Raw genomic sequence first — 22,383 nt, 5'->3', positions numbered from 1 at the left:
TGCAGTGCACGGCTGGTTCCAGCCGTGCACTGCACGTATCGCGGGGGGCGAAGGAATCCGCGCTCACCCCAGCGCCCGCTCCCCCCGCCAGGGCAGCTCCGCGGTCACCCGGGTCGGCCCGCCCACCGGTGAATCCACCACCAGAATCCCGTCGACCGCGTCCAACCGCTCCGCGAGCCCCCCGAGCCCGGACCCGCCGGTGGCATCCGCGCCGCCCACCCCGTTGTCCACGACCTGCACCATCAGCCGGTTCTCCACCCGCCACACGTCCACCGCCGCCCAGGTGGCCCGCGAGTGCTTGCTGATGTTCTGCAGCAGCTCCGACACCGTGAAGTACGCGATCCCCTCGATGGCCGGCGCCGGCCGCTCCACCAGGTCCACCTCGACCTGCACCGGCACGGTGCACCGCGAGGCGACGGAAGACAGCGCCGCGTCCAGCCCCCGGTCCGTCAGCACCGCCGGATGAATCCCGCGCGCCAGATCCCGCAGCTCCTGCAAGGCCGTCTTCACCTCGCCGTGCGCCTCGTCGACCATCCGGGCCGCCGCCCGCGGGTCCTCCGTCAGTTTCTCCTTCGCCAGCCCCAGATCCATGGCCAACGCCACCAGCCGAGCCTGCGCCCCGTCGTGCAGGTCCCGCTCGATCCGGCGCAGGTCCGCGGCCGCCGTGTCCACCACGACGCCCCGGTCGGACTCCAGCTCCACGACCCGCGTGGCCAGCCGGGACGGCCCGAGCAGCCCGTGCACCATCAGCCGGTCCACCATCGTCAGCGCCCGCACGATCCACGGCGTGGCCAGCGTGAACAGCAGCCCCACCAGCGCGGTGACCCCGATCTCGAAGGGGTTGTCGAGGTAGATGCTGTGGGTGCCGTCGCCGTAGAGCTGAAGCCCGCCCTGACCGCCGTGCATCGGGAAGAGCCAGAACCACAGCGGATACGTCAGCAGGGCCCACCCGTACGCCCAGAAGTTCACGGCGACCACGAACGAGAACACCGCCCACGGGAACTGCAGCAGCGCGTACAGCAGCGTCCGCCACGACGTGCCGCTCTTCAGCACGGCCCCCATCCATGCCATCACGCCGGACTTCTTCATCCGCAGCGGCTCCGGGTCGGCCACCTCGAGGCCCAGCAGCCCCCGCGCCCGAGCCCGCTCCAGCGCCCCGAACCCCCGGCAGCCGGCCAGCCCCGCCGCCAGCACCGGAATGCCGAGGAACGTCACCAGCAGACCCGCCCCGAGCGACACCATCGTGACGGCGTAAACGAAGAGCATGACGCCGATCGGCAGGCTCAGCAGCACATACCCGAACTCGCGCCAGCTGCGCGCCTCGAACGGCGCCCGCAGCCCGGCCGGCAGCTGGTGCCGCCGCTCACCGGTGCCCCCGGTGAAGCCGAGCCCGTCGTCGTACCCGTGCCCGTAGCCCTGTCCGTACTCCGTGGCCATCGGCGTCGTCCGTTCTACTCGTCCCTCAAGCCGTGCGGCTGTCCTGTCGTACCTCCACGCTCCTCCGCCGCAGGTCCGCGAACCATGGAGTCCGTCGGCCTCTTGGAAGGGGGGTTTTCCCTACCCCTTTGCCGGGGCGGCGTTTCCCGGGACGCCCTCTCCCGGGGCACGGTCGCGCCACGGCAGCTCCGCCGTCACGGTGGTCGGTCCGCCCTGCGGCGAGTCGATGACGAACAGCCCGTCGACGGCGTCCAGCCGGTCGGCGAGCCCCTGCATCCCCGTACCGCCGTCGAGGCGCGCGCCGCCGCGGCCGTCGTCCTCCACCTGGATGAGCAGCCGTTCCGTCGACCGCCACACCTCGACGGACGCGGTCCTCGCCCCGCTGTGCTTGCTGACGTTCTGCAGCAGTTCGGAGACGGTGAAGTAGGCGATGCCCTCGATGGCCGCGGCGGGCCGGGAGTCGAGGTCGACCGTCACCTTCACGGGGACGGTGCAGCGCGAGGAGACCGCGGACAGGGCGGCATCGAGGCCGCGGTCCGTCAGTACGGCGGGATGGATGCCGCGGGCCAGATCCCGCAGCTCCTGCAGCGCGAGTTTCACCTCGCCGTGCGCCTCCGCGACCATCTCCGCCGCCGTGTCGGGGTCCTCCAGGAGCTTCTCCTTGGCCAGGCCGAGACCCATCGCCAGGTTCACCAGGCGGGCCTGCGCCCCGTCGTGCAGATCGCGCTCGATGCGCCGCAGATCGGCGTTGGCCGTGTCGACCACGACGCCACGGTCCGACTCCAGTTCGGCGATCCGCCGCTCCAGTTCGTCGGACGGCGACAGCAGCCCGCGCACCATCGCCCGGTCGGCGTTGGTCAGCCCCCGCGCGATGAACGGCAGCACCGGCCACAGCACGAACAGCGAGGTCAGCGTGATGACGAAGGTGAGGATGCCCCAGGGCAGCCGGATGAAGTCGTACAGCACCGTGCGCCAGCCCACCGGGTCCTTCAGCCTCATCCACAGCCGCGGGAAGAAGCCGGTGCCGCGTCCGGGCAAGGGGCTCGGCTCGTCCACCCGCACCCCGAGCAGCTTCCTGGCCCGCGCGCGTTCCATCCTGCCCAGCAGCCGTGCGCCCGTCAGGCCGGCCGCCAGCAGCGGGAACCCGATCACCGTCACGGTCAGCCAGAAGCCGGTGAACAGCACCGTCACGACGTAGATGAACCCCAGCAGCGCCACCGGAAGGTTCGCCAGGAGATGCGCGATCTCCTTCCAGGTGTGCCGGTCGTAGGCGAACCGGACAGGCGGCAGACGGTCGCCGTCATCTTCCGGTGCGGGCGTCGGGCGCGGGAGTCGTTCGGTCATATGGGCCAGCGTGCCGCGCGCCGGGCGCTCGCGCCATGAGGTCGGCCGCCCTTGTCTCCTGGGGAAAACCCCACCCCGGCATCGGTCACGCCATCGGGTCACGGCATCGGCCCCGGCACCGGCCGTGGCATCTCAAGGAGATCTCAAGGCGTGACGGGCTGCTTACCGTCTCTTTATCAGGGCCTAGACTCCCGTGCGTACAGATCGTCGAACAGCAGCGTTCATCAGGGCCGCAGGTCACAGGGGCACATGGCCACATGGCACATGGTCGCTGTGGCGGACGGTCGCCGGGTCGCAGAGTCAGGGAGCGAGGGCACGGACGTGCGGGAACCGACCGTCGTCGCGGCGGACTACTTCCAGTCGTACTCCGTCGTCGGACTGCTCGCCGTCGTCGGCGTGCTCTTCGTCGCGGTCGCCTTCGGGGCCGGCCGCCTGCTGCGCCCGGTGGTCCCCACCCCCGAGAAGCTCCTGACCTACGAGTGCGGAGTGGACCCCGTCGGCGAGGGCTGGGCCCACACCCAGGTCCGCTACTACGTCTACGCGTTCCTGTACGTCATCTTCGCCGTCGACTCGATCTTCCTGTTCCCCTGGGCGACCGTCTACGCGGCCCCCGGCTACGGCGCGACGACCCTCGTCGAGATGTTCATCTTCCTCGGCTTCCTGGCCGTGGGGCTGCTGTACGCATACAAGAAGGGCGTCCTGGCATGGACGTGACGCCAGAAGTGAATTCGCCGGAGCCCGTGCTGCTGCCGGAGCCGAAGCGGCTCGGCGCCCTCGCGCGTCTCGCGCCCGAGCCGATGAAGGTGGTCCTGAACTGGGGCCGCCGCTATTCCCTCTGGGTCTTCAACTTCGGCCTCGCCTGCTGCGCGATCGAGTTCATCGCCGCGTCGATGGCCCGCCACGACTTCATCCGTCTCGGCGTCATCCCCTTCGCGCCGGGCCCCCGCCAGGCCGACCTGATGGTGGTGTCGGGCACGGTCACGGACAAGATGGCACCGGCCGTGAAGCGCCTGTACGAGCAGATGCCGGAACCCAAGTACGTCATCTCCTTCGGCGCGTGCAGCAACTGCGGCGGCCCTTACTGGGACTCCTACTCCGTCACCAAGGGCGTCGACCAGATCATCCCGGTCGACGTCTACGTCCCCGGCTGCCCGCCCCGCCCGGAGGCCCTGCTCCAAGGGATCCTCAAGCTCCAGGAGAAGATCGCGCGAGAGTCGCTGGGGGAACGCTACGGGGTCGGAACGGCGCGTCCGTCGGCCGCGGCACTGCAGAGCGGTCTGGTGAAACCGCCGGCCGCCGGGTCTCCTTCGGAGGAGGGCCGATGAGCACGGTCGGCTGGCTTCCCGCCCCCGCCGAAGAACTGTTCGGTACGGAGGCCACGGCCGAGGAGTCGTACGAGGTCCTGACGGTCGACGTGCCGCCGGCGTCCTGGCTCGCCGCGCTGGAGGTGGCCCGCGATCGCCTCTCCTGCACCTACTTCGACTGGCTGAGCGCGGTCGACGAACCGGGCACGGGTTTCCGCGTCTCGGCACACGTCGTGGCCCTCTCCCCCGTGCGCCGTCTGCTGGTCCGCACCACCGTCCCGCACGAGTCACCGACGCTGGCCTCCGCTGTCGACGTCTACGCGGGCGCGGCCTGGCACGAACGCGAGACCCACGAAATGTTCGGCGTCGTCTTCGAGGGTCACCCGGCGCTGGACCACCTGTTGCTGCCGGAGACCTTCGAAGGCCACCCCCTCCGCAAGGACTTCGTCCTGGCGGCCCGCGTGGCCAAGGCCTGGCCCGGCGCCAAGGAACCGGGCGAGTCCGACCACGGCGGCCCCAGGCGCCGCCAGATGCTCCCCCCAGGCGTCCCCGACCCGAACGAATGGGGCCCCCTGAAGGGCCAACTCCCCCCTGCCCCAACCCGCCCGGCCCGTGCAACGGCCCGAACACCCGGCGACCGCCCCACACGCACAGCGGGCGACCGCCCGGTACGGCGTGCGCGCACGGCGGCGGAAGGGTCGGCGAGCCAGGGGGCGACGCCGTCGGGAGAGGGTGCGGCCGGTGGGGCGGCGGGTGCGGCGACTCCGGCGTCTGCGGAGGGTGCGGCTGGACCGAGGCGTGCGCGTACGGCTGCGGAAGGCTCGGCGAGTCAGGCGGCGTCGCCTCCGGCCGAGGGTGCCCCGGTCGACCCGACCGCATCGGGGGGTGCGCGCTCTGCGGCGGATGCTCCGGCAGACCGGCAGCCGGGTGCCGCCGGCTCGGCCTCGCCGCGACGCACGCGCAGCGCGAGCGAAGGCTCGGCCTCCCAGACCGCCCGAACCCCGTCAACAGACGGCCCAACTGCTCAACCCGCCCCCCGCAGTTCGGACGCCCCGTGGCACCACGCCCGCCCGGCCTTCGACGAGCCGGAGCCGAAACCGGGCCCGGAAGCGGGGCCCGGCGCGGAGACGGAGCAGGGCCGTCCGGGGCCGGAGCCGAGGCCGGAGGCAAAGCGCGGCGCGGGGTCGGAGGCGGGGTCGAGTCGGGAGGCAAAGCCCAGCGCGGAGTCGGAGACGGAGCCGAGCCCGGAACCAGAGCGGCAGCCAGCGGCTGAGTCGAGCTCGGATGCCGAGCCGGCCGCAGAACCGTCGGCTGAAGCCGAGCCCTCCCAGGAACCGTCTGCTGGTGCTGGTGCCGACACCGGTGCTGGTTCAGCCGCGGCCGAGGCAAGCCCCGGTGAACCCTCCCCAGAGACGTCCTCCTCCAAGGAGACCCCCGCCGAGAAGCCCCCCGGCGGCACTCCCGAGGACCCGAGCCCCGAAGATCCGACTGCCGAACCCCCGACGACCGAACCCCCGGCCGCAACCCCCGAAGACCCCGCAGGAGGCCCGCAGTGACCGACGCTCTGGACGTCACCCTGCGACTCCTGATCGTGTTCGTCGTCTTCCTCACCTTCCCCCTGATCGTCGGTCAGACCGAGCACAAGGTCATGGCTCACATGCAGGGCCGCCTCGGCCCCATGTACGCCGGCGGCTTCCACGGCTGGGCCCAACTCGTCGCCGACGGCGTGAAGTTCGCGCAGAAGGAAGACATCGTCCCGGCGGGCGCGGACCGCCGCATCTTCCAGCTCGCCCCCGCCGTAGCCCTCCTCCCGTACCTCCTGGTACTCGTCGCCATCCCCATCGGCCCGGGCGAGGGCGCCGTCGGTCAGGTCCTCGACGCGGGCATCTTCTTCGTCCTGGCGGTGATGGGCGTCGGCGTCCTCGGCTCCCTCATGGCCGGCTGGGCCTCCGCCAACAAGTTCTCCCTCCTCGGCGGCCTCCGTACAGCCGCCCAACTCCTCGCCTACGAACTCCCGATGCTCCTCACCGCCGCCTCCGTCGCGATGGCGGCCGGCACGGTCTCCCTCCCCGGCATCCTGGACGCCTTCCACTGGTGGTGGCTGCCCTGGCAGATCGTCGGCGCGGTCGTCTTCTTCGTCGCAGGCCTCGCCGAACTCCAGCGCCCGCCCTTCGACATGCCCGTCGCCGACTCGGAGATCATCTTCGGCGCCTACACCGAGTACACCGGCCTGCGCTTCGCCCTGTTCCTCCTCGCCGAGTACGCCGGAATCATCGTCCTGTGCGGCCTGACCACCGTCCTCTTCCTGGGCGGCTGGCACGGCCCCTGGGGTGCCGACGGCCTCGGCTGGGTCTGGACCCTGCTGAAGACGGCCGTCCTCGCCTTCCTCGTGATCTGGCTCCGCGTCACCTACCCCCGCCTGCGCGAGGACCAGCTCCAGAAACTCTCCTGGACCCTCCTCGTCCCCCTCTCCCTCGCCCAGATCGCCCTCACCGGCATCGTCAAGGTGGTGATCCAGTAACCATGGCCCCCATTCCAGGTAGTGGTCTCGCCAAGGGCCTGGCCGTCACCCTCCGCACGATGACGAAGAAGACCGTCACCGAGCAGTACCCGGAGGTCCAGCCCGACCTCCCGCCCCGCACTCGTGGCGTCATCGGCCTGTTCGAGGAGAACTGCACGGTCTGCATGCTGTGCGCCCGCGAGTGCCCCGACTGGTGCATCTACATCGACTCCCACAAGGAGACGGTCCCGGCGGCGGTCCCCGGCGGCCGCGAACGCAGCCGCAACGTCCTCGACCGCTTCGCCATCGACTTCTCCCTGTGCATGTACTGCGGTATCTGCATCGAGGTCTGTCCTTTCGACGCCCTGTTCTGGTCCCCGGAGTTCGAGTACGCCGAGACCGACATTCACGAACTCACCCACGAACGCGACAAGCTCCGCGAGTGGATGTGGACGGTCCCGGCCCCGCCCGCCCTCGATCCCGGCGCGGAGGAACCGAAGGAGATCGCCGCCGCCCGCAAGACGGCGGAGAAGCTCGCGGCCGCACAGGCCGAGCCCGCCGAACCGGCCCAGCCGACCGAGCCCGAGGGAGGCGCGTCGTGACCCTCACCGCATCCACCGCGACGGCAGCGCACGCCATGGCGGCCCAGGCAACGGCCGCCCACGCCACGGCGACCACAGCCGCCGAAACCCACGGCTTCCTCTCCCCGACGGGCGTCGAGATCGCCTTCCTCCTCGTCGGCCTGGCTACCTTCGGCGCAGCCCTCGTCACCGTCACCACCCGGCAACTGGTGCACGCCGCCCTGTGGTTGGTGGTCACCCTCGGTGGCCTCGCCGTCGAGTACCTCCTGCTCACCGCCGAGTTCATCGCCTGGGTGCAGGTCCTCATCTACGTGGGTTCCGTCGTCGTCCTCCTCCTCTTCGGTCTGATGCTCACTCGGGCCCCCATCGGCCGCTCCCCGGACGCCGACTCCGGCAACCGCTTGGCCGCCCTCACCGTGGCCGTCGCCGCGGCCGCCGCCCTGGTCTGGGTCGTCGTCGACGCCTTCCGTACGACCTGGGTCGACCTGGACGGCCCGGCCGCCGGCTCCACCGCCGTCACCGGAGCGAGCCTCTTCCAGAACTGGGTGCTCCCTTTCGAGGCCCTCTCGGTCCTTCTCCTCGCCGCACTGGTCGGCGCGATCGTCCTGTCCCGCAAGGCGAAGGCGGAGACGAGCTCTCCCCCTGTGAACTCCCCGGCCGCGACCGGTAGTTCCCCATCCGTCCCGGATTCCCGGAATCACCCGGTCGAGCGACACGACCCGGCCGGACAACGCGGCCCGTCCGAACGCCCCGACCCGGCCGAGCAGGAAGGCGCCCGCTGATGCACCTCGCCTATCCCGCCGTACTCTCCGCCCTCCTCTTCTGCACGGGCCTGTACGGCGTCCTCGCCCGGCGCAACGCGATCCTGGTCCTGATGTCCGTCGAGCTGATGCTCAACGCCGTCAACCTCAACCTCGTCGCCTTCGACGTCTGGCTCAGCAAGGCCGCCCAGGACACCCTGCACTCCGGCCAGGCCCTGACCCTGTTCATCATCGCCATCGCCGCCGCCGAGATCGGCATCGGTCTGGCGATCGTCCTCGCCGTCTATCGCAACCGCGGTACCTCGGACATCGACAAGCTCCGCGACAGCGCCGAGGGTCACGAGAGCGACGACCCCGACGGCGACACCGACACCCTCACGGCGGAAGAAACCGGGAAGGCTGAGGCCACCGCGTGACCACGACCACCCTCGCCGTCCTCGTCCCCCTCCTGCCGTTCCTTGGCGCCGCGGCCGGCCTGCTCCTGGGCCGCACGGCCCCCGGCTTCGTCCGCCCGCTCGCCGTCCTGCCGACGCTCGCCGCCCTCGTGCTGGCCGTGCTGGTCGCCGTGGACCAGGGCGGCGGCCGGGCGATCGACGCCGCCACGGAGCTCACGCCCACCGGTTCGGTCCCCATCGAACTCGCCCTGTACATCGACGGTTTCGCCGCCCTCGTCGCCGTCCTGGTCGGCGTCGTCGCCTCCTGCGTGCAGATCTACTCGACGGGCTATCTGCGCGACGACCCGCGCTACCCCTCGTACGCCGCTCTCGTCTCCCTCTTCACCTCCGCGATGCTGCTCGTCGTCTACTCCGGCGACCTGATCGTGCTGCTGGTCGGCTGGGAGATCATGGGCATCTGCTCGTACTTCCTGGTCGGCCACTACTGGGAGACCCCGGAGGCCCGCGCCGCCTCCATCAAGGCCTTTCTCGTGACCAAGCTCGGTGACGTCCCCTTCCTCATCGGTCTGTTCGCGCTTGCCACCGACGCCGGCTCCTTCCGCATCACGAAGGTCCTCGGCACGGTCGCGAGCGGCGGACTCGACCACCCCACGCTGATCGCCCTGCTGCTCCTGGCGGGTGTGGCGGGCAAGTCGGCGCAGTTCCCGCTGCACACCTGGCTTCCCGACGCGATGGCGGGTCCGACACCCGTCTCCGCGCTGATCCACGCCGCGACCATGGTCGCCGCCGGTGTCTACTTCGTCGCCCGTCTCCTCCCGGTGTTCGAGGCCTCCCAGGCCGCGATGGTGGTCCTGGCCGTCATGGCCGCCGTCACGATGCTCGGCTCGGGACTCGCCGCGCTCGCCCAGGACGACATCAAGCGCGTCCTCGCGTACTCGACGATCGGCCAGCTCGGCTACATGACCGGCGCCCTCGCGGTCGGCGACCGCGGTGCCGCCGTCTTCCACCTCCTCTCGCACGGCGCCTTCAAGGCGCTGCTGTTCCTCGCGGCCGGCGTGATCATCCATGCCGCCGGCACCAACTCACTGGCCGCCATGTCCCGCATGAGCCACCTGCGTGACCGCGTCCCCGACGCCTTCTGGACGATGACCGTGGCGCTCCTCGCGCTCGCCGCGATCCCGCCCTTCAGCGGCTTCTTCTCCAAGGAGTCCGTCCTGGGCGCCGCCGAGCACGTCGCCACCGGCCACACCGAGAACGCGCCCGGCGCAGCGGGCTGGATCACCCTCGTCGCCGGCCTGCTCGCGGCCGCGCTCACCGCCGCGTACGCGATGCGCCTGTGGCTGCTGGCCTTCCACGGCCGGGGTGCCGAGGCCCCCGACCACGGCCGCCAGCCGCTCACCATGACCGTGGTGCTGTGGGTGCTCGTCGTCCCGTCACTCGCCCTCGGCGGGCTCGCCTACCGCGTGCTCCCCGTCTGGTTCGACGGCCGCGACCTCACCCCGGCCCTGACCACCTCCGTACTCGGCACGGGCGTGGCCCTGGTCGGCGGCATCGTCGTCTACGGAGCCTGGCGGCACACCACCGCACTCGCGGCCCGTGTCCCGCTGGGCGCGGTCGCGGCCCACCCCGAGGGTGACGCCGCGCTCGTCGAGGCCGAGGCCATCGCCAGCCACGCACCCGCGTACGGCGACGTCGCCTCCGCACCCGACCCGGCGGACCCGGGACGGCTGCTGCTCGGCCCGCTGTACCGGCACGCGGCCGTCGGCTTCCACCTCGACGCCGTGTACGCGGCACTCTTCGTCCGCCCGGTCCAGGCCGGAGCGAGTCTCGTCCGGTTCCTGGACCGCGAGGTCGTCGAGACTTACGTACGCGGTGCGGGCGCCCTACCCCGCCTGCTCGGGGCCGTCGTACGGCGCGCCCAGACCGGCAATGTGCAGACCTATGTGAGCGCGCTGCTCGCCGGCACCGTCGTCCTGGCGGTCGCCGCCCTCCTCGTCGCCACGGGAGCGTGAGCAGGCGTGATCGGTATCAACGAGTCCGTGATGCAGTTCCTTCTGGCATTCGTAGTCGTCGGCCCGCTCCTCGGCGCGGTCGCCGCTCTCCTGCCCGCCCCGCCCGGACTGAAGGGGAAGTCGCCCGACCAGGCCGTGCTGCGGCACGGCGTGACCGTGACCGGCGCGATCCTCATCGCCGCGATCGTCCTGGCGCTCGGCTTCGACCACGACCACCCGTCGAAGATGCAGGCCACGACCGACATCAGCTGGATCCCCGCACTCGACGTGCGCATCCACCTCGGCATCGACGGCATCTCCCTCCCCCTTCTGGTCCTGACTGCGCTGCTGACCTTCCTCTGCGCGCTCTACTCGTACTTCAAGATGCCTTCGGGCCCGACCCCGAAGGCATTCATCGCGCTGATGCTTGTCCTCGAGTCCGGCACCCTCGCGAGCTTCGCCGTCCTCGATCTGCTGCTGTTCTTCCTGGCGTTCGAGATGGTCCTCATCCCGATGTACTTCCTCATCGCCCGCTGGGGCGGCGAGGGCCGGACCCAGGCCGCCTGGCGGTTCATCCTCTACACACTGCTCGGTTCGGTCGTCATGCTGCTCGGCCTGCTCCTGATCGGGATCAAGGCCGGCACATTCGACATGGTGGCACTCGCCACTGACAACGGCCGGTCGCTGACCTCATCCGTGCAGGTCATCGCCGTTTTGGCGATCGGGATCGGACTCGCGGTCAAGACGCCGATGTGGCCGCTGCACAGCTGGCTGCCCGACGCCCACACCGCCGCGCCGACCGTCGGCTCGGTCCTGCTGGCCGGCGTGCTGCTGAAGATGGGTACGTACGGTTTCGTCCGAATCCTTCTCCCGATCGCACCGGACGGTTTCCACACCTTCGCGCCCTACCTCGCCGCCTTCGCCGTCGTCGGGATCATCTACGGATCCCTGGCCTGCCTGGCCCTCGCGAAGCGCGGTGCGAAGGGTGATCTCAAGCGCCTCATCGCCTACTCCTCCGTCGGCCACATGGGCTTCGTGCTGCTCGGCATCTCGACGATGACCCCGACCGGCGTGAACGGCGCCCTGTTCGCCAACATCGCCCACGGCCTCATCACCGGCCTCCTGTTCTTCCTGGTCGGCGCACTCAAGGACCGCACGGGCACGACCGACCTCGACACGCTCGCCGAGGAGACCGGCGCCGCGCTGTACGGCAAGGCCCCCCGCCTCGGCGGCCTGCTCGCCTTCGGCGCGGTCGCCTCGCTCGGCCTGCCGGGCCTGGCCGGTTTCTGGGGCGAGATGCTGGCCCTGTTCGGCGCTTTCAAACCCGCCGCCGACCTCAGCCGCCCCGCCTTCCTCACCTTCATGGCGATCGCCGCGTTCGGCACCTTGCTGACGGCCGCGTACATGCTCGTCGTGGTCCGCCGCGTCTGCATGGGTGCCGCACCGCAGGAAGCGCCGCAGCTCGCCGACGTCCAGACGTACGAGTTCGCGGCCTGGACCCCGCTCGTCGCCCTCACGATCGTCGCCGGTCTGTGGCCCAAGGCCCTCCTCGGTCTGACCGACCCGGCAGTGCAGCAGCTCCTCGCAGGAGGCACCCGATGAGCTCCCTGGCCCAGCCGCTGGCCGAGAACCTCGTCCAGTCCGTCGACTGGCTCGCCATCGCACCGCCCACCCTCGCGGCGGTCGTCGGACTCGTCGTCCTCGTCGCCGACTTGTTCGTCGGCGCCACCAAGAAGGCGCTCCTCGGCTGGGTCTCGGTCGCAGGCCTTGCCGCCTCCGCGCTCCTGCTGCTGCCTCTTACGGACGGCGACCGCTCCACGTTCTGCCTGGCCGGCCACGCCGACGTCTGCAGCTACACGGCGGACCGCTTCACCCTGGTCATCCAGTTCCTGGTCCTCGGCGGCGCCCTCCTCGTCGCTCTCCTGTCGGTGACAGCCCTGAAGGACGCCGACAAACAACTCCCCGAAGGGGAGTACTGGTTCCTGCTGCTCTCCTCCGCGGCCGGCGCCGCCCTCCTGCCCGCCTCCCGCGACTTCGCGACGCTGATCGTCGCCCTGGAGGTCGCCTCCCTGCCGGCCTTCGCCCTTGTCGGCATCCGGCAGGGCGACAAGAAGTCCTCCGAAGCGGCCCTGAAGTTCTTCCTGTCGTCAGTCACCGCGACCGCCGTCAGCCTCATGGGCATCAGCTTCGTGTACGCCACCACCGGCACCCTCTACCTCGCCCAGGTCGCCGACCGGATCCAGCACGTCGACGGACAGTTCCACACGCTCGCCCAGACCGGCGTGGTGCTCACTCTCGTCGGCTTCGCCTTCAAGACGGCCGCCGTGCCCTTCCACTTCTGGGTCCCGGACACCTACGTAGGGGCGCCCCTGCCGATCGCCGCCTACCTCTCGGTCGTCGGCAAGGCAGTCGGCTTCTCCGGCCTGATCCTCGTCACGGTCATCGCGTTCCCGTCGTACGCCGACGTCTGGGGCCCCGCGCTCGCCGCCCTGGCCGCGCTCACCATGACCGTCGGAAACGTCGGCGCCCTGCGCCAGCAGGCCACGCGCGCGTACAGCGCGGTACGCCTGCTCGCCTGGTCGTCGGTCGGCCAGGCCGGCTACCTCCTCGTACCGATCGCCGCGGCCGCCTACTCCGACGACGCCGAGCACTCCATCGGCTCCACGGTCGCCTACGCCCTGATGTACGCGGCAGTGAACCTCGGAGCCTTCGCGGTGGCCGCGGTGGTGGGCCGTACCAGGTCCGCGAACCGCATCACGGACTACCGCGGCCTCTACGCGAGGAACCCGCTCGCCGCCCTGCTGATGGCCTTCTTCCTGCTCTGCCTGGCCGGACTGCCCCCGGGCATCATCGGCCTCTTCGCCAAGGTCACCGTGTTCTCGGCAGCGGTCGACGCGGGACTCGGCTGGCTGGCCGTGGTCATGGCCGCCAACGTCGTCATCGCCCTGTTCTACTACCTCCAATGGACGGCCCTGCTGTTCCGCACTCCGGAGGGCGAGTCCGTGAAGCACCACCTCCCGGCACCCCTCACTGCGGCGATCACCCTCACCGGTGTCCTCGGCATCGTCCTCTCCGGCGCGCCCCAGCTGGTTCTGCGCTTCGCGGACACGGCTCTTTTCTGAGCCGACGCCGGCCACTCAGGGCTGTTGTCACCCGGACGGGCCACGGACGCCGCCGTACGCACAAGGGAACTAGTGGCCCTCGCCTGGCGTTGACCAGTGCAGAAGGGTCCACTGGACGTGCCACCACGGCACCAGTGGCATCGGAGATGAGCAAGCAAAGGGTTCCCCTGCTGCACGACTTGGAGGGCGTACCGTGCACCGCCGGCACAACGGGCTAAGGACCGCAGTACTCCTCGGGGGACTGTCCGCCCTCATCATCGTCATCGGCAGTTTCTTCGGCCGCATGGGGCTCGTCGTCGCGGTTGTCATCGCACTGGGAACGAACGCATACGCGTACTGGAACAGCGACAAACTGGCGCTACGCGCGATGCGCGCCCGCCCGGTCAGCGAGTTCGAGGCCCCCGCCCTCTACCGCATGGTCCGCGAGCTCTCCACCCAGGCGCGCCAGCCCATGCCGCGCCTGTACATCTCCCCGACGGAAGCACCGAACGCCTTCGCGACGGGCCGCAACCCGCGCAACGCCGCCGTGTGCTGCACGGAAGGCATCCTGCGCATCCTGGACGAGCGCGAGCTGCGCGGCGTCATCGGCCACGAGCTCAGTCACGTCTACAACCGCGACATCCTCATCTCGTCGGTCGCCGGTGCCCTCGCCTCCGTGATCATGTTCCTGGTCAACTTCGCCTGGCTGATCCCGATCGGCCGTTCCAACGACGACGACGGCCCGGGCATCCTGGGCATGCTGATGATCATGATCCTGGGTCCGCTCGCGGCCACCGTCATCCAACTGGCCATCAGCCGCTCCAGGGAATACGAGGCCGACGCGTCCGGCTCACAGCTGACGGGCGACCCGCTCGCCCTGGCCAGCGCGCTGCGCAAGCTGGAGATGGGGACCAAGCAGCTGCCGCTGCCGCCCGAGCCGCGCATCGAGACCGCGAGTCATATGATGATCGCGAACCCGTTTCGCCCGGGACAGGGACTCTCCAGGATGTTCTCGACGCATCCACCGATGGCGGATCGCATCGCCCGGCTCGAGAAGATGGCAGGTCGCCCCCAGTGAAAACCATTCTGAACGTCATCTGGCTCGTCCTGAGCGGCTTCTGGCTGTTCCTTGGTTACCTGGCCGCAGGCGTGCTGCTCTGCATCACGATCATCGGCATCCCGTTCGGCATCGCGGCATTCCGCATCGGCGTCTACGCCCTGTGGCCCTTCGGGTACACGACGGTCGAGCGCCGCGACGCCGGTGCGCCCTCCTGCGTCGGCAATGTTCTGTGGCTGGTGCTCGCGGGATGGTGGCTGGCGCTCGCGCACATCGTCACGGGTATCGCTCTGTGCATCACGATCATCGGTATCCCGTTCGGCATCGCCAACTTCAAGCTGATCCCGGTCTCGCTGCTGCCGCTCGGCCGCGAAATCGTCCGGACGGACCAGCCGTTCGCAACTCGCTGACCGGGCGGGACGAAGGCGGGCGGCGGCCCGCCAGCCCCATCCGGCCCACTGGCGTTTTCCACAACCCGGCGGTTGTCCACAGGCCGGCCCGATTGTCAGTGGCGCCTTGCATCATGAACCCATGACCGAGAACGAGCAGTTGCTGGCACGGGTGGCAGCCAAGGCGCACAACACCCGCCCATGGGGCTGGCCTTCACTCCCGGAGCCCGCCGACGCGTCGACGCTGGCCCGCGCCGAGGCCACCCTGGGCTTCACCCTGCCTCCCCTGCTCGCCGACCTCTACGTGCACATAGGAGACGGTGGATTCGGCCCGGAGTACGGTCTGTTGCCCCTGTTCGACAGCCCGCCCGCCGGCGAGCCCGCCGCCGTCGTGCAGTACCTCGCCAACCGCGAGAGCGGCCGAAAGGACGCCGACTGGCCCTGGCCTGAAGGAGTTCTGCCGATATCCCACTGGGGCTGCGCGATGTACGCGTGCGTGGACTGCCGCGCCCCGGAAGCCACGGTCCTGCTCTTCGAGCCGAACGCCGACGATGCCGACCACGCCTGGTACGTCGACGCCCCCAGCCTCACGGCCTGGCTGAGTTCCTGGGCCGACGGCACGGGCTGGTACGAGGAGACGAACGAGGAGCTGGAGATGGCCCCCTGGGCCGACTTCCGCATACGCACGACGGCAGCACGAGCGGCCTAGCAGCCGCGACGAGGTTTGGACCGTGTCGCAGAGGTCCCTCTCGTACGGCGACTGCGGGGATCCCATGGGGTAGCAGCCGAAAAACCGCACCCGGCCCGCCGGGACCCGGATTGCCGCCCGGTCCTGCTCCTGCTCCTTCTGCTGGCCCTGGCCCCCGGTCCTGACCACTGCCTGCCCGCTCCGACTTCCATCCCGGCCACCGCCCACCCGCCCAGCCCGGCGCCCTGCAGTACTCCGCCGACGCCACCAGAGGCGCCAACACCCAGGCGCTCGGCCTCGGACGCCCCGGAGCCCAGACACACGACCACCACGGAAGCGAGGACAGCGAGGACCACCACCACGATCACCCGCGTGACCCAGGCGGACTTTTGGACACCGCCGTAGTTCACCGCGGTCAACGCCACCACGGCCGCGACAGTCACCGCGTGCGCCTGCCCAGGCCAGACGTACGCCCCGACCGTGAGCGCCATCGCCCGCGCAGGAGGCGCTCTTCCCCACCACGAACGACCAGCCCACGAGGTAACCCCAGAACGGTCCGAGCCGCTCACGCCCGTACACATAGGTGCCGCCCGAGGCCGGATAGAGGACAGCGAGCCGAGCCGACGCCGTGGCGTTGCAGTAGGCGACGACGGCGGCGACGGCGAGGCCGAGCAGCAGCCCGGACCCGGCCGCACGCGCCGCGGGACCCAGGGCTGCGAAGATCCCGGCGCCGACCATCGCGCCGAGCCCGATGACCACGGCGTCACCGATGCCCAGCGTGCGCCGTAGCTCGCCAGAAGAGCCCGTCGGAGCCGTGGCCAGCACCCTACTGATCACTGCAACCGATGAGTGCAGGCGTGACGTCCTGCTCATCAACAGAGCACGGACAAGCACGCGACGCACAACGGATCTTGACCGAAAACACAACGTCCGGAAAGTGCAGGCACAGTGCGGAAGGGCAGGTTCACGGCATGACCATCATCAGCTGGATCATCCTGGGGCTGTTGGCCGGAGCCATCGCCAAGTTCCTGCTGCCGGGCCGCGACCCCGGCGGCTTCATCGGCACGACTCTGATCGGCGTCGCGGGCGCGTTCATCGGCGGCTGGATATCGGCCCGCTGGATGGACCACCCGATCACCAAGAGCTTCTACGACGGCGCGACATGGGCCGCGGCGATCGGAGGTTCGCTCGTCCTCCTGATCGCCTACCGCATCCTGTTCGGAAACTCGCGCAACTGAGCACGACCGAGCACGCCCCCGGACCGCAGCCAGCAGGCGAGAAGGGCGGGCACCCGCCGGGCGCCCGCCCTTCTCGTGGATGGTCAGTCAGAGACGGTGAATCAGTGGCTCACCGGTAGTTTCAGTGGCTCACCGGTAGTTCACGAACTGCAGCGCGAAGTCGAAGTCCTTGCCCTTCAGGAGGGCGATCACCGCCTGCAGGTCGTCGCGGCTCTTCGAGCTGACGCGCAGCTCGTCGCCCTGCACCTGAGCCTTGATGCCCTTGGGGCCCTCATCGCGGATGATCTTCGCCACCTTCTTCGCGTTGTCCTGGGAGATGCCCTCCTCGATCGACGCGAAGATCTTGTACTCCTTGCCCGAGAGCTGGGGCTCGCCCGCGTCCAGCGCCTTCAGCGAGATCCCGCGCTTGATCAGCTTGGACTGGAAGACGTCGAGGACGGCGTTGACCCGGTCCTCGGAGTTCGCCTCCATCAGGATCTTGTCCCCGGACCACGAGATCGAGGCACCCACGCCCTTGAAGTCGTAGCGCTGCGAGATCTCCTTGGCGGCCTGGTTGAGGGCGTTGTCGACCTCCTGCCGCTCGACCTTCGAGACGATGTCGAAACTGGAGTCGGCCATGTCCTGTGGCTCCTTGTATCGGTGCGTAATGGGGGTGCGTACGGGTGCGTATCGGCGTACGTGGGGGCGGGCGCCGAGCCCGGCGTTCTCCCGGGCCGCATCCGGACAAGCCTAGCCACCCGTGGTCCTCCGGGCGCAGATCAAACGGGTGGCGAAGCACCCCTCCGTATCGGGTATTGTTTACGTCGTTGCCACGGAGCACCGCCACAAAGCGGTTCGAACGGCAGCAACCCCGGCGGTGTGCCCGAGCGGCCAAAGGGAGCAGACTGTAAATCTGCCGGCTCAGCCTTCCCAGGTTCGAATCCTGGCGCCGCCACTTCAACAAAGAGACCCGCGTGGTCCACGGAAACGTGGGCCACGGGGGTCTCTTCGTATGCTCCCCTCGCCATGAGCCATGAGACACCCATGCCAACGGCCCGCACGAATCCCTCCGCTCAAGGTGTCCGTGCGGGCCGGGCGGGCCGCGTCTCACTGGAATCTCAGGTGGATTCCCAGGCGGAACTACTCGCCGCTGTGCGCGAGTTCGATGTCGTGGTCGTCCGTGTCGGCGCCCGACACCGTCACTGGCGCTGCCTGCGGCGGATAGCCCGTCGCGATGACCGTGTACGCGCCGCTGTCCAGGTCGGAGAAGGCGTACGCCCCGTCGTGGCCGGTCCTTGTCGTGGCGACCACGTTGCCCGCGGCGTCCACCAGCGTGACCCGGGCGTCGCTCAGCGGGGCGCCCGTTCCGCGTACCGTGCCCCGCACGTGGGCGCCGGGCCGGAGCTCGACCTCGACGCGTGTGGTGCCGGCGCCGCCGATCTCGACGGGCAGGGCCAGCGGGCGGTGCTTGGGGGAGTTGACGGCGAGCGTCACCGTCCCCGGCACCAGGTCCGTGACCGTGAACTCGCCCAGCGCGTCGGTCCGTCCGGTGGTCAGCACCTCCCCGCGCACATCGGTCACGATCACCACGGCATCGGCGACCGGCGCCCCGCTGTCGGCGGACCGCACCAGGCCGACGAGGCCGCTGGTGCCGCTCAGCAGGACGTCGTACGAGACCGGTCCGTCGGCGACGACGAGCGTTGAGGCCTGCGGTTGGTAGCCGTCGGCGGAGGCGATCAGGACGTACGAACCGGCGGCGGGTGCGTCGACGGCGTACGAACCGCCGTTCCCCGCGACCGACCGGCCCAGCTGCTTCCCGCCGAGCGAGATGAGCGTGACCGCGGCCCCGGCCACGGGGACGCGCTCCGCCCCCAGAACATGACCGCTCACCGGGATTCCGCCGCCGATGGAGCCGCTCGCCCCGTCGTGCTCGGCGGTCGCGAAGGAGGCAGGCGAGGCTGCGGGCTTCGGCGCGGATCCGTTGGAAGGGGCGGATCCGTTGGAACGGACGGCCGTGGCGGACAGGCCCGGCGCACCCTCCCCGATCGCGGCCGCGGCGCCGACGCCGGCGGACAAGCCTGGCGCAGCCGCCCCCATCCCGGCCGCGCCCGGCGCCGTAGCGGACAACACCCCAGCGATAGCACCCTCCTCGACCCCAGAGCCCCCAGCCCCAGAGCCCCCAGCCCCAGCCGCAGGACCAGCCTCAGCCCCACCCGCAACCCCAACCCCCGCCGCCTCCGAAACCCCCCGATGCCGCGGAATGAAAGACGCGACCGCGAAGGCAAGCAGTGCCGCGCTGCCGCCGATGGCCAGGACGGTCTTGAAGCCGTTCTCGGAGGGGAGGGCGACCGAGCCGAAGTCGGTGGTCATCTGCGACAGGATGACGCCGGCGACGGCGCTGGCCGTCGACGTACCGATGGACCGCATCAGGGTGTTGAGGCTGTTGGCCGCGCCCGACTGGGACGGGGGCACGGCGCCCATGATCAGCGCGGGCATCGCGCCGTATGTGAAGCCGATACCGGAACCGATGACGCAGGACACCAGCACGAACTGCCAGACCTGGTCCATCAGCAGGATGTTGAGGCCGTAGCCGGCGGCCACGATCAGCGAGCCGAGCATCAGGCTGGCCTTCGGGCCCTTGGCCTTGGAGAGGATGGCCGAGACGGGGGCGACGACCATCATCACCAGGCCGGACGGGGCCATGACCAGACCGGCGATGAGCAGCGACTTGCCCAGGCCGTAGCCGGTCGCCTCGGGCAACTGCAGGAGCTGCGGGAGGACCAGGGACATCGCGAACATGCCGAAGCCGAGGGCTATCGAGGCGAGGTTGGTGACCAGTACCTGTCGTTGGGCGGTGGTGCGCAGGTCCACCAGCGGCTGCTCGGTGCGCAGCTCGAACCAGCCCCACAGCAGCAGGACGACGACGGAGGCCCCGAACAGGCCGAGCGTGGTGCCGCTGTCCCAGCCCCAGTCGCCGCCCTTGGAGATCGCCAGCAGCAGGCAGACCAGGCCCGCCGCCATGCCGAGGCCGCCGACGACGTCGAAGCGGCCACCTGTCCGCACCTTGGACTCGGGCACCACGAACAGGACCAGCAGCAGCGCTACGACGCCCATCGCGCCCGAACTCCAGAACAGCACGTGCCAGTCGAAGTTGTCGGCGATCAGCGCGGCCGCGGGCAGGCCCAGCGCGGCGCCGACGCCCAGTGAGGCGCTCATCATGGCGGTGGCCGAACCGAGCCGTTCGGCGGGCAGTTCGTCCCGCATGATGCTGATGCCGAGCGGGATCACGCCGCCCGCCGTGCCCTGCAGCACCCGCCCGACGATCATCGGGGCCAGGGAGTCGCTGAGGGCGGCGGTGACCGAACCCGCGACCAGCAGGACCAGGCTGACCAGGAGCATGCGGCGCTTGCCGTACATGTCTCCCAGCCGCCCCATCATCGGGACGGCCACGGCGGCGGCGAGCAGCGTGGCGGTGACGGCCCAGGCGGTGTCGGAGGCCGGGGCGTTCAGGAGCTTCGGCAGCTCCGGGACGATCGGGATCACCAGGGTCTGCATCAGCGAGACCACGATCCCGCCGAAGGCCAGGACCGCTACGACGGCATTGGCCCGCGGCGCTGCGGACACCACCCCGTCGTCGGCGGGTCGGGGAAGGGCGTGGGACATGGGCCGGGCCTCCGTAGGCATGGGGCATCGGGTGTGCGCGACACACCTAAGTTAAGTCAGTTGATTGACTTAAGCAAGCAGGGTCGGATTCCGTAGGGGCCCAGTGAAGAGTTCGGGGTGATGTCAGGTGACCTCGGCCGGATTCGGGGTGACAGCGGTCGGCGGCGCGGATCCGTACCGACGCGGTGAGGTACGTACATCGGCATGGGACGGATCGACTACCTGCACGACCCTGCCGCCCCGCGGGCCAACTCGGTGGTGCCCTCCGTAGTGGCTGGCATTCCTGCAGAACGGCGCGGGACAAGTGCTCATGGTCCAGCGCTCCGACAACGGCCGCTGGGCACTGCCCGGAGGCGGCCACGACCTGGGGGAGTCCATCAGCGACACCGTGGTGCGCGAGGTCTGCGAGGAGACCGGGATCACGGCCCAAGTGGTCGACCTCTCCGGCATCTACACCGATCCCGGCCATGTGATGCGCTATGACGACGGCGAGATCCGCCAGCAGTTCAGCATCTGCTTCCGGGCCCGCCCCACGGGCGGCGAACTCCGCACGAGCAGCGAGACCACCGCGGTCCGCTGGGTCGCCCCGGCCGACCTGCCCGCCCTGGACATCCACCCGACGATGCGCCTGCGCATCGCCCACGCGATGGACCGGACGCGGACGTCCCCCTATATCGGCTGACCGCGACCCATGGGCGGACCACGCGACCCATGGGCTGACCGCGACCCATGGGCTGTCGACGGCCACCGGAGCTCACGACGGCCCACGCACCCGCCGACGATGGACCCCCGGGGCGTGCGCCCGAGGGACCCCGGCGCGTGTGCCCCACGCACAACACGCCCCCGCCCGGGGCACACTGACCCCATGTCCACTCGTCGTAGACGCTGCCCCGAATGCCGTCGCGAGATCGCCGTCGTCGCCGGGCGGTTCGCGCGGCACGACCCGCCCGGCGCACGCGAGAACGGCGAACTCGTCTCCTGCCCCGGCTCCCGCCGACAAGCACAACTCGGCGCGGCCCAACCGTCATTGGACGGATACGTCGTCTCGGAGATCCCGGGCCAACTGCCCCTGTTCTAGTCCTAGTCCCAGTTCGAGTTCCAGTTCCAGTTCTGGAAGTGCTGGGCGTGCACCCCGTCGCAGCCGTGCACACGGATCCCGTCGAGCACGCTCGGTCAGTCCACGTCCGGCGCCAGGCACTGCGGGACGAAGGCGTCCCGCTCGTCGGTCGTCGAGAAGACCTCGTACATCCGCCGCAGCAGGGCCTCCCGCGTGGCCGGAACCCCCTCGCCGGCCACCTCAGTTCCCGGCGACCGACTTCACCGCCACCGACACCGGCGCCGACCCACTGACCAGCTCCAGGGTCAGGCCGGCCGTCGCCGGGGAGTCCACCAACTCCGCCAGTACGGCGGCCACATCGTCGCGGGGGATCGCGCCGCGGCCGGTGTGGGCCTCCAGTCGTACGAGGCCGGTGCCGGCGTCGTTCGTCAGCATCCCGGGGCGCAGGATCGTCGAGTCCAGGGCGTCGAGCCCCAGTACGTACGCGTCGGCCTCGCCCTTCGCGCGCAGGTACACGTCGAAGATGTCGTCCCCCTGGTGCGCGGGATCGGCCCCCATCGACGAGACGACCACGTGTCGTCGTACACCGGCCCGAACCGCCGCGTCGGCGAACAGGATCGCCGCTCCCTTGTCCACCGTGTCCTTGCGGGCGGCCCCGCTGCCCGGACCCGCGCCCGCCGCGAAGACGGCCGCGTCTGCGCCCTGCAGCTGCGCCGCGGCCTCCTCGACCGAGGCCGACTCCAGATCCAGCAGGATCGGTTCGGCGCCGGCCTCCCGCAGATCGTCGCCCTGCCCGGCGTGACGGATGATCCCCGCGACTTCGTCTCCGCGCGCGGCGAGCAAGCGCTCCAGCCGCAGCGCGATCTGACCATGACCACCAGCGATGACAATGCGCATG

At 70.3% G+C, this 22,383-nt stretch carries 21 protein-coding genes, 1 tRNA gene and 2 pseudogenes; 17 read left to right on the top strand and 7 right to left on the bottom strand.

Translation table 11 applies throughout. The annotated features are described in order from the left end of the window. Window positions 1–63: 63 nt before the first annotated feature. Both OG303_RS21505 and OG303_RS21500 read right to left on the bottom strand, forming a co-directional pair. A complete protein-coding gene (locus OG303_RS21505; protein ID WP_405870130.1) occupies window positions 64–1,437 on the bottom strand; it encodes a sensor histidine kinase in 1,374 nt (457 codons plus the stop codon). Between the two features lie 120 nt (window positions 1,438–1,557). Further along, window positions 1,558–2,781 (bottom strand): sensor histidine kinase, encoded by a 1,224-nt coding sequence (locus OG303_RS21500; RefSeq protein WP_405870128.1) that lies wholly within the window; start codon window positions 2,779–2,781, stop codon window positions 1,558–1,560. A gap of 264 nt (window positions 2,782–3,045) precedes the next feature. Here OG303_RS21500 and OG303_RS21495 point away from each other — a divergent pair, with 264 nt between their 5' ends. From OG303_RS21495 to OG303_RS21435, 13 genes are all read left to right on the top strand, one after another. Continuing rightward, window positions 3,046–3,495 carry an NADH-quinone oxidoreductase subunit A gene (locus OG303_RS21495; RefSeq protein WP_405877400.1) on the top strand — a complete coding sequence of 150 codons (450 nt, stop codon included), beginning with the start codon at window positions 3,046–3,048 and terminating at the stop codon, window positions 3,493–3,495. Then, window positions 3,486–4,106 carry an NADH-quinone oxidoreductase subunit B gene (locus OG303_RS21490; RefSeq protein ID WP_405870127.1) on the top strand — a complete coding sequence of 207 codons (621 nt, stop codon included), beginning with the start codon at window positions 3,486–3,488 and terminating at the stop codon, window positions 4,104–4,106. Before OG303_RS21495 ends, OG303_RS21490 begins: the two co-directional genes overlap by 10 nt. Next, window positions 4,103–5,641 (top strand): NADH-quinone oxidoreductase subunit C, encoded by a 1,539-nt coding sequence (locus tag OG303_RS21485; RefSeq protein ID WP_405870126.1) that lies wholly within the window; start codon window positions 4,103–4,105, stop codon window positions 5,639–5,641. The genes OG303_RS21490 and OG303_RS21485 overlap by 4 nt, the downstream gene beginning before the upstream one ends. Beyond that, the gene (locus OG303_RS21480; protein WP_405870124.1) at window positions 5,638–6,606 is read left to right on the top strand and encodes an NADH-quinone oxidoreductase subunit H; all 969 of its coding nucleotides are present in this window, start codon (window positions 5,638–5,640) and stop codon (window positions 6,604–6,606) included. Before OG303_RS21485 ends, OG303_RS21480 begins: the two co-directional genes overlap by 4 nt. Window positions 6,607–6,608: 2 nt before the next feature. Next, complete coding sequence (locus tag OG303_RS21475) at window positions 6,609–7,187, top strand: NuoI/complex I 23 kDa subunit family protein (protein WP_405870123.1); 579 nt, start codon at window positions 6,609–6,611, stop codon at window positions 7,185–7,187. 35 nt (window positions 7,188–7,222) lie between these two features. Further along, window positions 7,223–7,948, top strand: a complete 726-nt coding sequence (locus OG303_RS21470) for an NADH-quinone oxidoreductase subunit J (protein WP_405877398.1) — start codon at window positions 7,223–7,225, stop codon at window positions 7,946–7,948. Then, complete coding sequence (gene nuoK, locus OG303_RS21465; RefSeq protein ID WP_405870121.1) at window positions 7,948–8,343, top strand: NADH-quinone oxidoreductase subunit NuoK; 396 nt, start codon at window positions 7,948–7,950, stop codon at window positions 8,341–8,343. The genes OG303_RS21470 and nuoK overlap by 1 nt, the downstream gene beginning before the upstream one ends. Continuing rightward, entirely contained in the window at window positions 8,340–10,334 is a 1,995-nt protein-coding gene (locus OG303_RS21460; protein WP_405870120.1) for an NADH-quinone oxidoreductase subunit L, read from the top strand. Before nuoK ends, OG303_RS21460 begins: the two co-directional genes overlap by 4 nt. 6 nt (window positions 10,335–10,340) lie before the next feature. After that, on the top strand, window positions 10,341–11,915 hold the full coding sequence (locus OG303_RS21455; RefSeq protein WP_405870119.1) for an NADH-quinone oxidoreductase subunit M: 1,575 nt from the start codon (window positions 10,341–10,343) through the stop codon (window positions 11,913–11,915). Continuing rightward, window positions 11,912–13,435 carry an NADH-quinone oxidoreductase subunit N gene (locus OG303_RS21450; RefSeq protein WP_405870118.1) on the top strand — a complete coding sequence of 508 codons (1,524 nt, stop codon included), beginning with the start codon at window positions 11,912–11,914 and terminating at the stop codon, window positions 13,433–13,435. The genes OG303_RS21455 and OG303_RS21450 overlap by 4 nt, the downstream gene beginning before the upstream one ends. 193 nt (window positions 13,436–13,628) lie before the next feature. Further along, the gene (htpX, locus tag OG303_RS21445) at window positions 13,629–14,492 is read left to right on the top strand and encodes a zinc metalloprotease HtpX (RefSeq protein WP_405870116.1); all 864 of its coding nucleotides are present in this window, start codon (window positions 13,629–13,631) and stop codon (window positions 14,490–14,492) included. Next, window positions 14,489–14,881: a YccF domain-containing protein gene (locus tag OG303_RS21440; protein ID WP_405870114.1), complete on the top strand. Its 393-nt coding sequence runs from the start codon at window positions 14,489–14,491 to the stop codon at window positions 14,879–14,881. The genes htpX and OG303_RS21440 overlap by 4 nt, the downstream gene beginning before the upstream one ends. A 121-nt stretch (window positions 14,882–15,002) precedes the next feature. After that, window positions 15,003–15,569 (top strand): SMI1/KNR4 family protein, encoded by a 567-nt coding sequence (locus OG303_RS21435; protein WP_405870113.1) that lies wholly within the window; start codon window positions 15,003–15,005, stop codon window positions 15,567–15,569. Between the two features lie 191 nt (window positions 15,570–15,760). Here the strand turns inward: OG303_RS21435 and OG303_RS21430 are convergent. Further along, a pseudogene (locus OG303_RS21430) lies at window positions 15,761–16,385 on the bottom strand (amino acid permease); the annotation flags it as partial. Between the two features lie 134 nt (window positions 16,386–16,519). On the opposite strand from OG303_RS21430, the gene OG303_RS21425 reads away from it, so the two are divergent. Beyond that, on the top strand, window positions 16,520–16,786 hold the full coding sequence (locus OG303_RS21425) for a GlsB/YeaQ/YmgE family stress response membrane protein (protein ID WP_405870112.1): 267 nt from the start codon (window positions 16,520–16,522) through the stop codon (window positions 16,784–16,786). 129 nt (window positions 16,787–16,915) lie between these two features. Here OG303_RS21425 and OG303_RS21420 read toward each other — a convergent pair whose 3' ends face one another. Then, a complete protein-coding gene (locus OG303_RS21420) occupies window positions 16,916–17,404 on the bottom strand; it encodes a YajQ family cyclic di-GMP-binding protein (protein WP_383420566.1) in 489 nt (162 codons plus the stop codon). Window positions 17,405–17,638: 234 nt separating this feature from the next. On the opposite strand from OG303_RS21420, the gene OG303_RS21415 reads away from it, so the two are divergent. Then, window positions 17,639–17,720, top strand: a tRNA-Tyr gene (locus OG303_RS21415). Between the two features lie 185 nt (window positions 17,721–17,905). Here the strand turns inward: OG303_RS21415 and OG303_RS21410 are convergent. Then, the gene (locus OG303_RS21410; protein WP_405870111.1) at window positions 17,906–20,428 is read right to left on the bottom strand and encodes an MFS transporter; all 2,523 of its coding nucleotides are present in this window, start codon (window positions 20,426–20,428) and stop codon (window positions 17,906–17,908) included. 204 nt (window positions 20,429–20,632) lie between these two features. Between OG303_RS21410 and OG303_RS21405 the strand changes: the two are divergent. Beyond that, a pseudogene (locus OG303_RS21405) lies at window positions 20,633–21,110 on the top strand (NUDIX hydrolase). A 183-nt stretch (window positions 21,111–21,293) separates the two neighbouring features. Further along, window positions 21,294–21,506 (top strand): hypothetical protein, encoded by a 213-nt coding sequence (locus OG303_RS21400; RefSeq protein ID WP_405870110.1) that lies wholly within the window; start codon window positions 21,294–21,296, stop codon window positions 21,504–21,506. A gap of 95 nt (window positions 21,507–21,601) precedes the next feature. On the opposite strand, the gene OG303_RS21395 is transcribed toward OG303_RS21400, so the two are convergent. Together OG303_RS21395 and OG303_RS21390 are read right to left on the bottom strand one after the other, a co-directional pair. Continuing rightward, window positions 21,602–21,724 (bottom strand): hypothetical protein, encoded by a 123-nt coding sequence (locus tag OG303_RS21395; RefSeq protein WP_405870108.1) that lies wholly within the window; start codon window positions 21,722–21,724, stop codon window positions 21,602–21,604. 1 nt (window position 21,725) lies between these two features. Next, the gene (locus OG303_RS21390) at window positions 21,726–22,382 is read right to left on the bottom strand and encodes an NAD(P)H-binding protein (RefSeq protein ID WP_405870107.1); all 657 of its coding nucleotides are present in this window, start codon (window positions 22,380–22,382) and stop codon (window positions 21,726–21,728) included. Between the last annotated feature and the right edge of the window lies 1 nt (window position 22,383).

This window comes from Streptomyces sp. NBC_00005, from assembly GCF_045160215.1.
Taxonomy (GTDB): domain Bacteria; phylum Actinomycetota; class Actinomycetes; order Streptomycetales; family Streptomycetaceae; genus Streptomyces.
This window is presented reverse-complemented; position numbering and strand designations above follow the sequence as displayed.

Bases quoted from the DNA above. Each gene is read 5' to 3' on its own strand.
- OG303_RS21505 (WP_405870130.1), bottom strand. From the start codon at position 1,437: ATGGCCACGGAGTACGGACAGGGCTACGGGCACGGGTACGACGACGGG.
- OG303_RS21500 (WP_405870128.1), bottom strand. From the start codon at position 2,781: ATGACCGAACGACTCCCGCGCCCGACGCCCGCACCGGAAGATGACGGC.
- OG303_RS21495 (WP_405877400.1), top strand. From the start codon at position 3,046: ATGGTCGCTGTGGCGGACGGTCGCCGGGTCGCAGAGTCAGGGAGCGAG.
- OG303_RS21490 (WP_405870127.1), top strand. From the start codon at position 3,486: ATGGACGTGACGCCAGAAGTGAATTCGCCGGAGCCCGTGCTGCTGCCG.
- OG303_RS21485 (WP_405870126.1), top strand. From the start codon at position 4,103: ATGAGCACGGTCGGCTGGCTTCCCGCCCCCGCCGAAGAACTGTTCGGT.
- OG303_RS21475 (WP_405870123.1), top strand. From the start codon at position 6,609: ATGGCCCCCATTCCAGGTAGTGGTCTCGCCAAGGGCCTGGCCGTCACC.
- OG303_RS21470 (WP_405877398.1), top strand. From the start codon at position 7,223: ATGGCGGCCCAGGCAACGGCCGCCCACGCCACGGCGACCACAGCCGCC.
- nuoK (WP_405870121.1), top strand. From the start codon at position 7,948: ATGCACCTCGCCTATCCCGCCGTACTCTCCGCCCTCCTCTTCTGCACG.
- OG303_RS21450 (WP_405870118.1), top strand. From the start codon at position 11,912: ATGAGCTCCCTGGCCCAGCCGCTGGCCGAGAACCTCGTCCAGTCCGTC.
- OG303_RS21435 (WP_405870113.1), top strand. From the start codon at position 15,003: ATGACCGAGAACGAGCAGTTGCTGGCACGGGTGGCAGCCAAGGCGCAC.
- OG303_RS21425 (WP_405870112.1), top strand. From the start codon at position 16,520: ATGACCATCATCAGCTGGATCATCCTGGGGCTGTTGGCCGGAGCCATC.
- OG303_RS21420 (WP_383420566.1), bottom strand. From the start codon at position 17,404: ATGGCCGACTCCAGTTTCGACATCGTCTCGAAGGTCGAGCGGCAGGAG.
- OG303_RS21410 (WP_405870111.1), bottom strand. From the start codon at position 20,428: ATGTCCCACGCCCTTCCCCGACCCGCCGACGACGGGGTGGTGTCCGCA.
- OG303_RS21400 (WP_405870110.1), top strand. From the start codon at position 21,294: ATGTCCACTCGTCGTAGACGCTGCCCCGAATGCCGTCGCGAGATCGCC.
- OG303_RS21390 (WP_405870107.1), bottom strand. From the start codon at position 22,382: ATGCGCATTGTCATCGCTGGTGGTCATGGTCAGATCGCGCTGCGGCTG.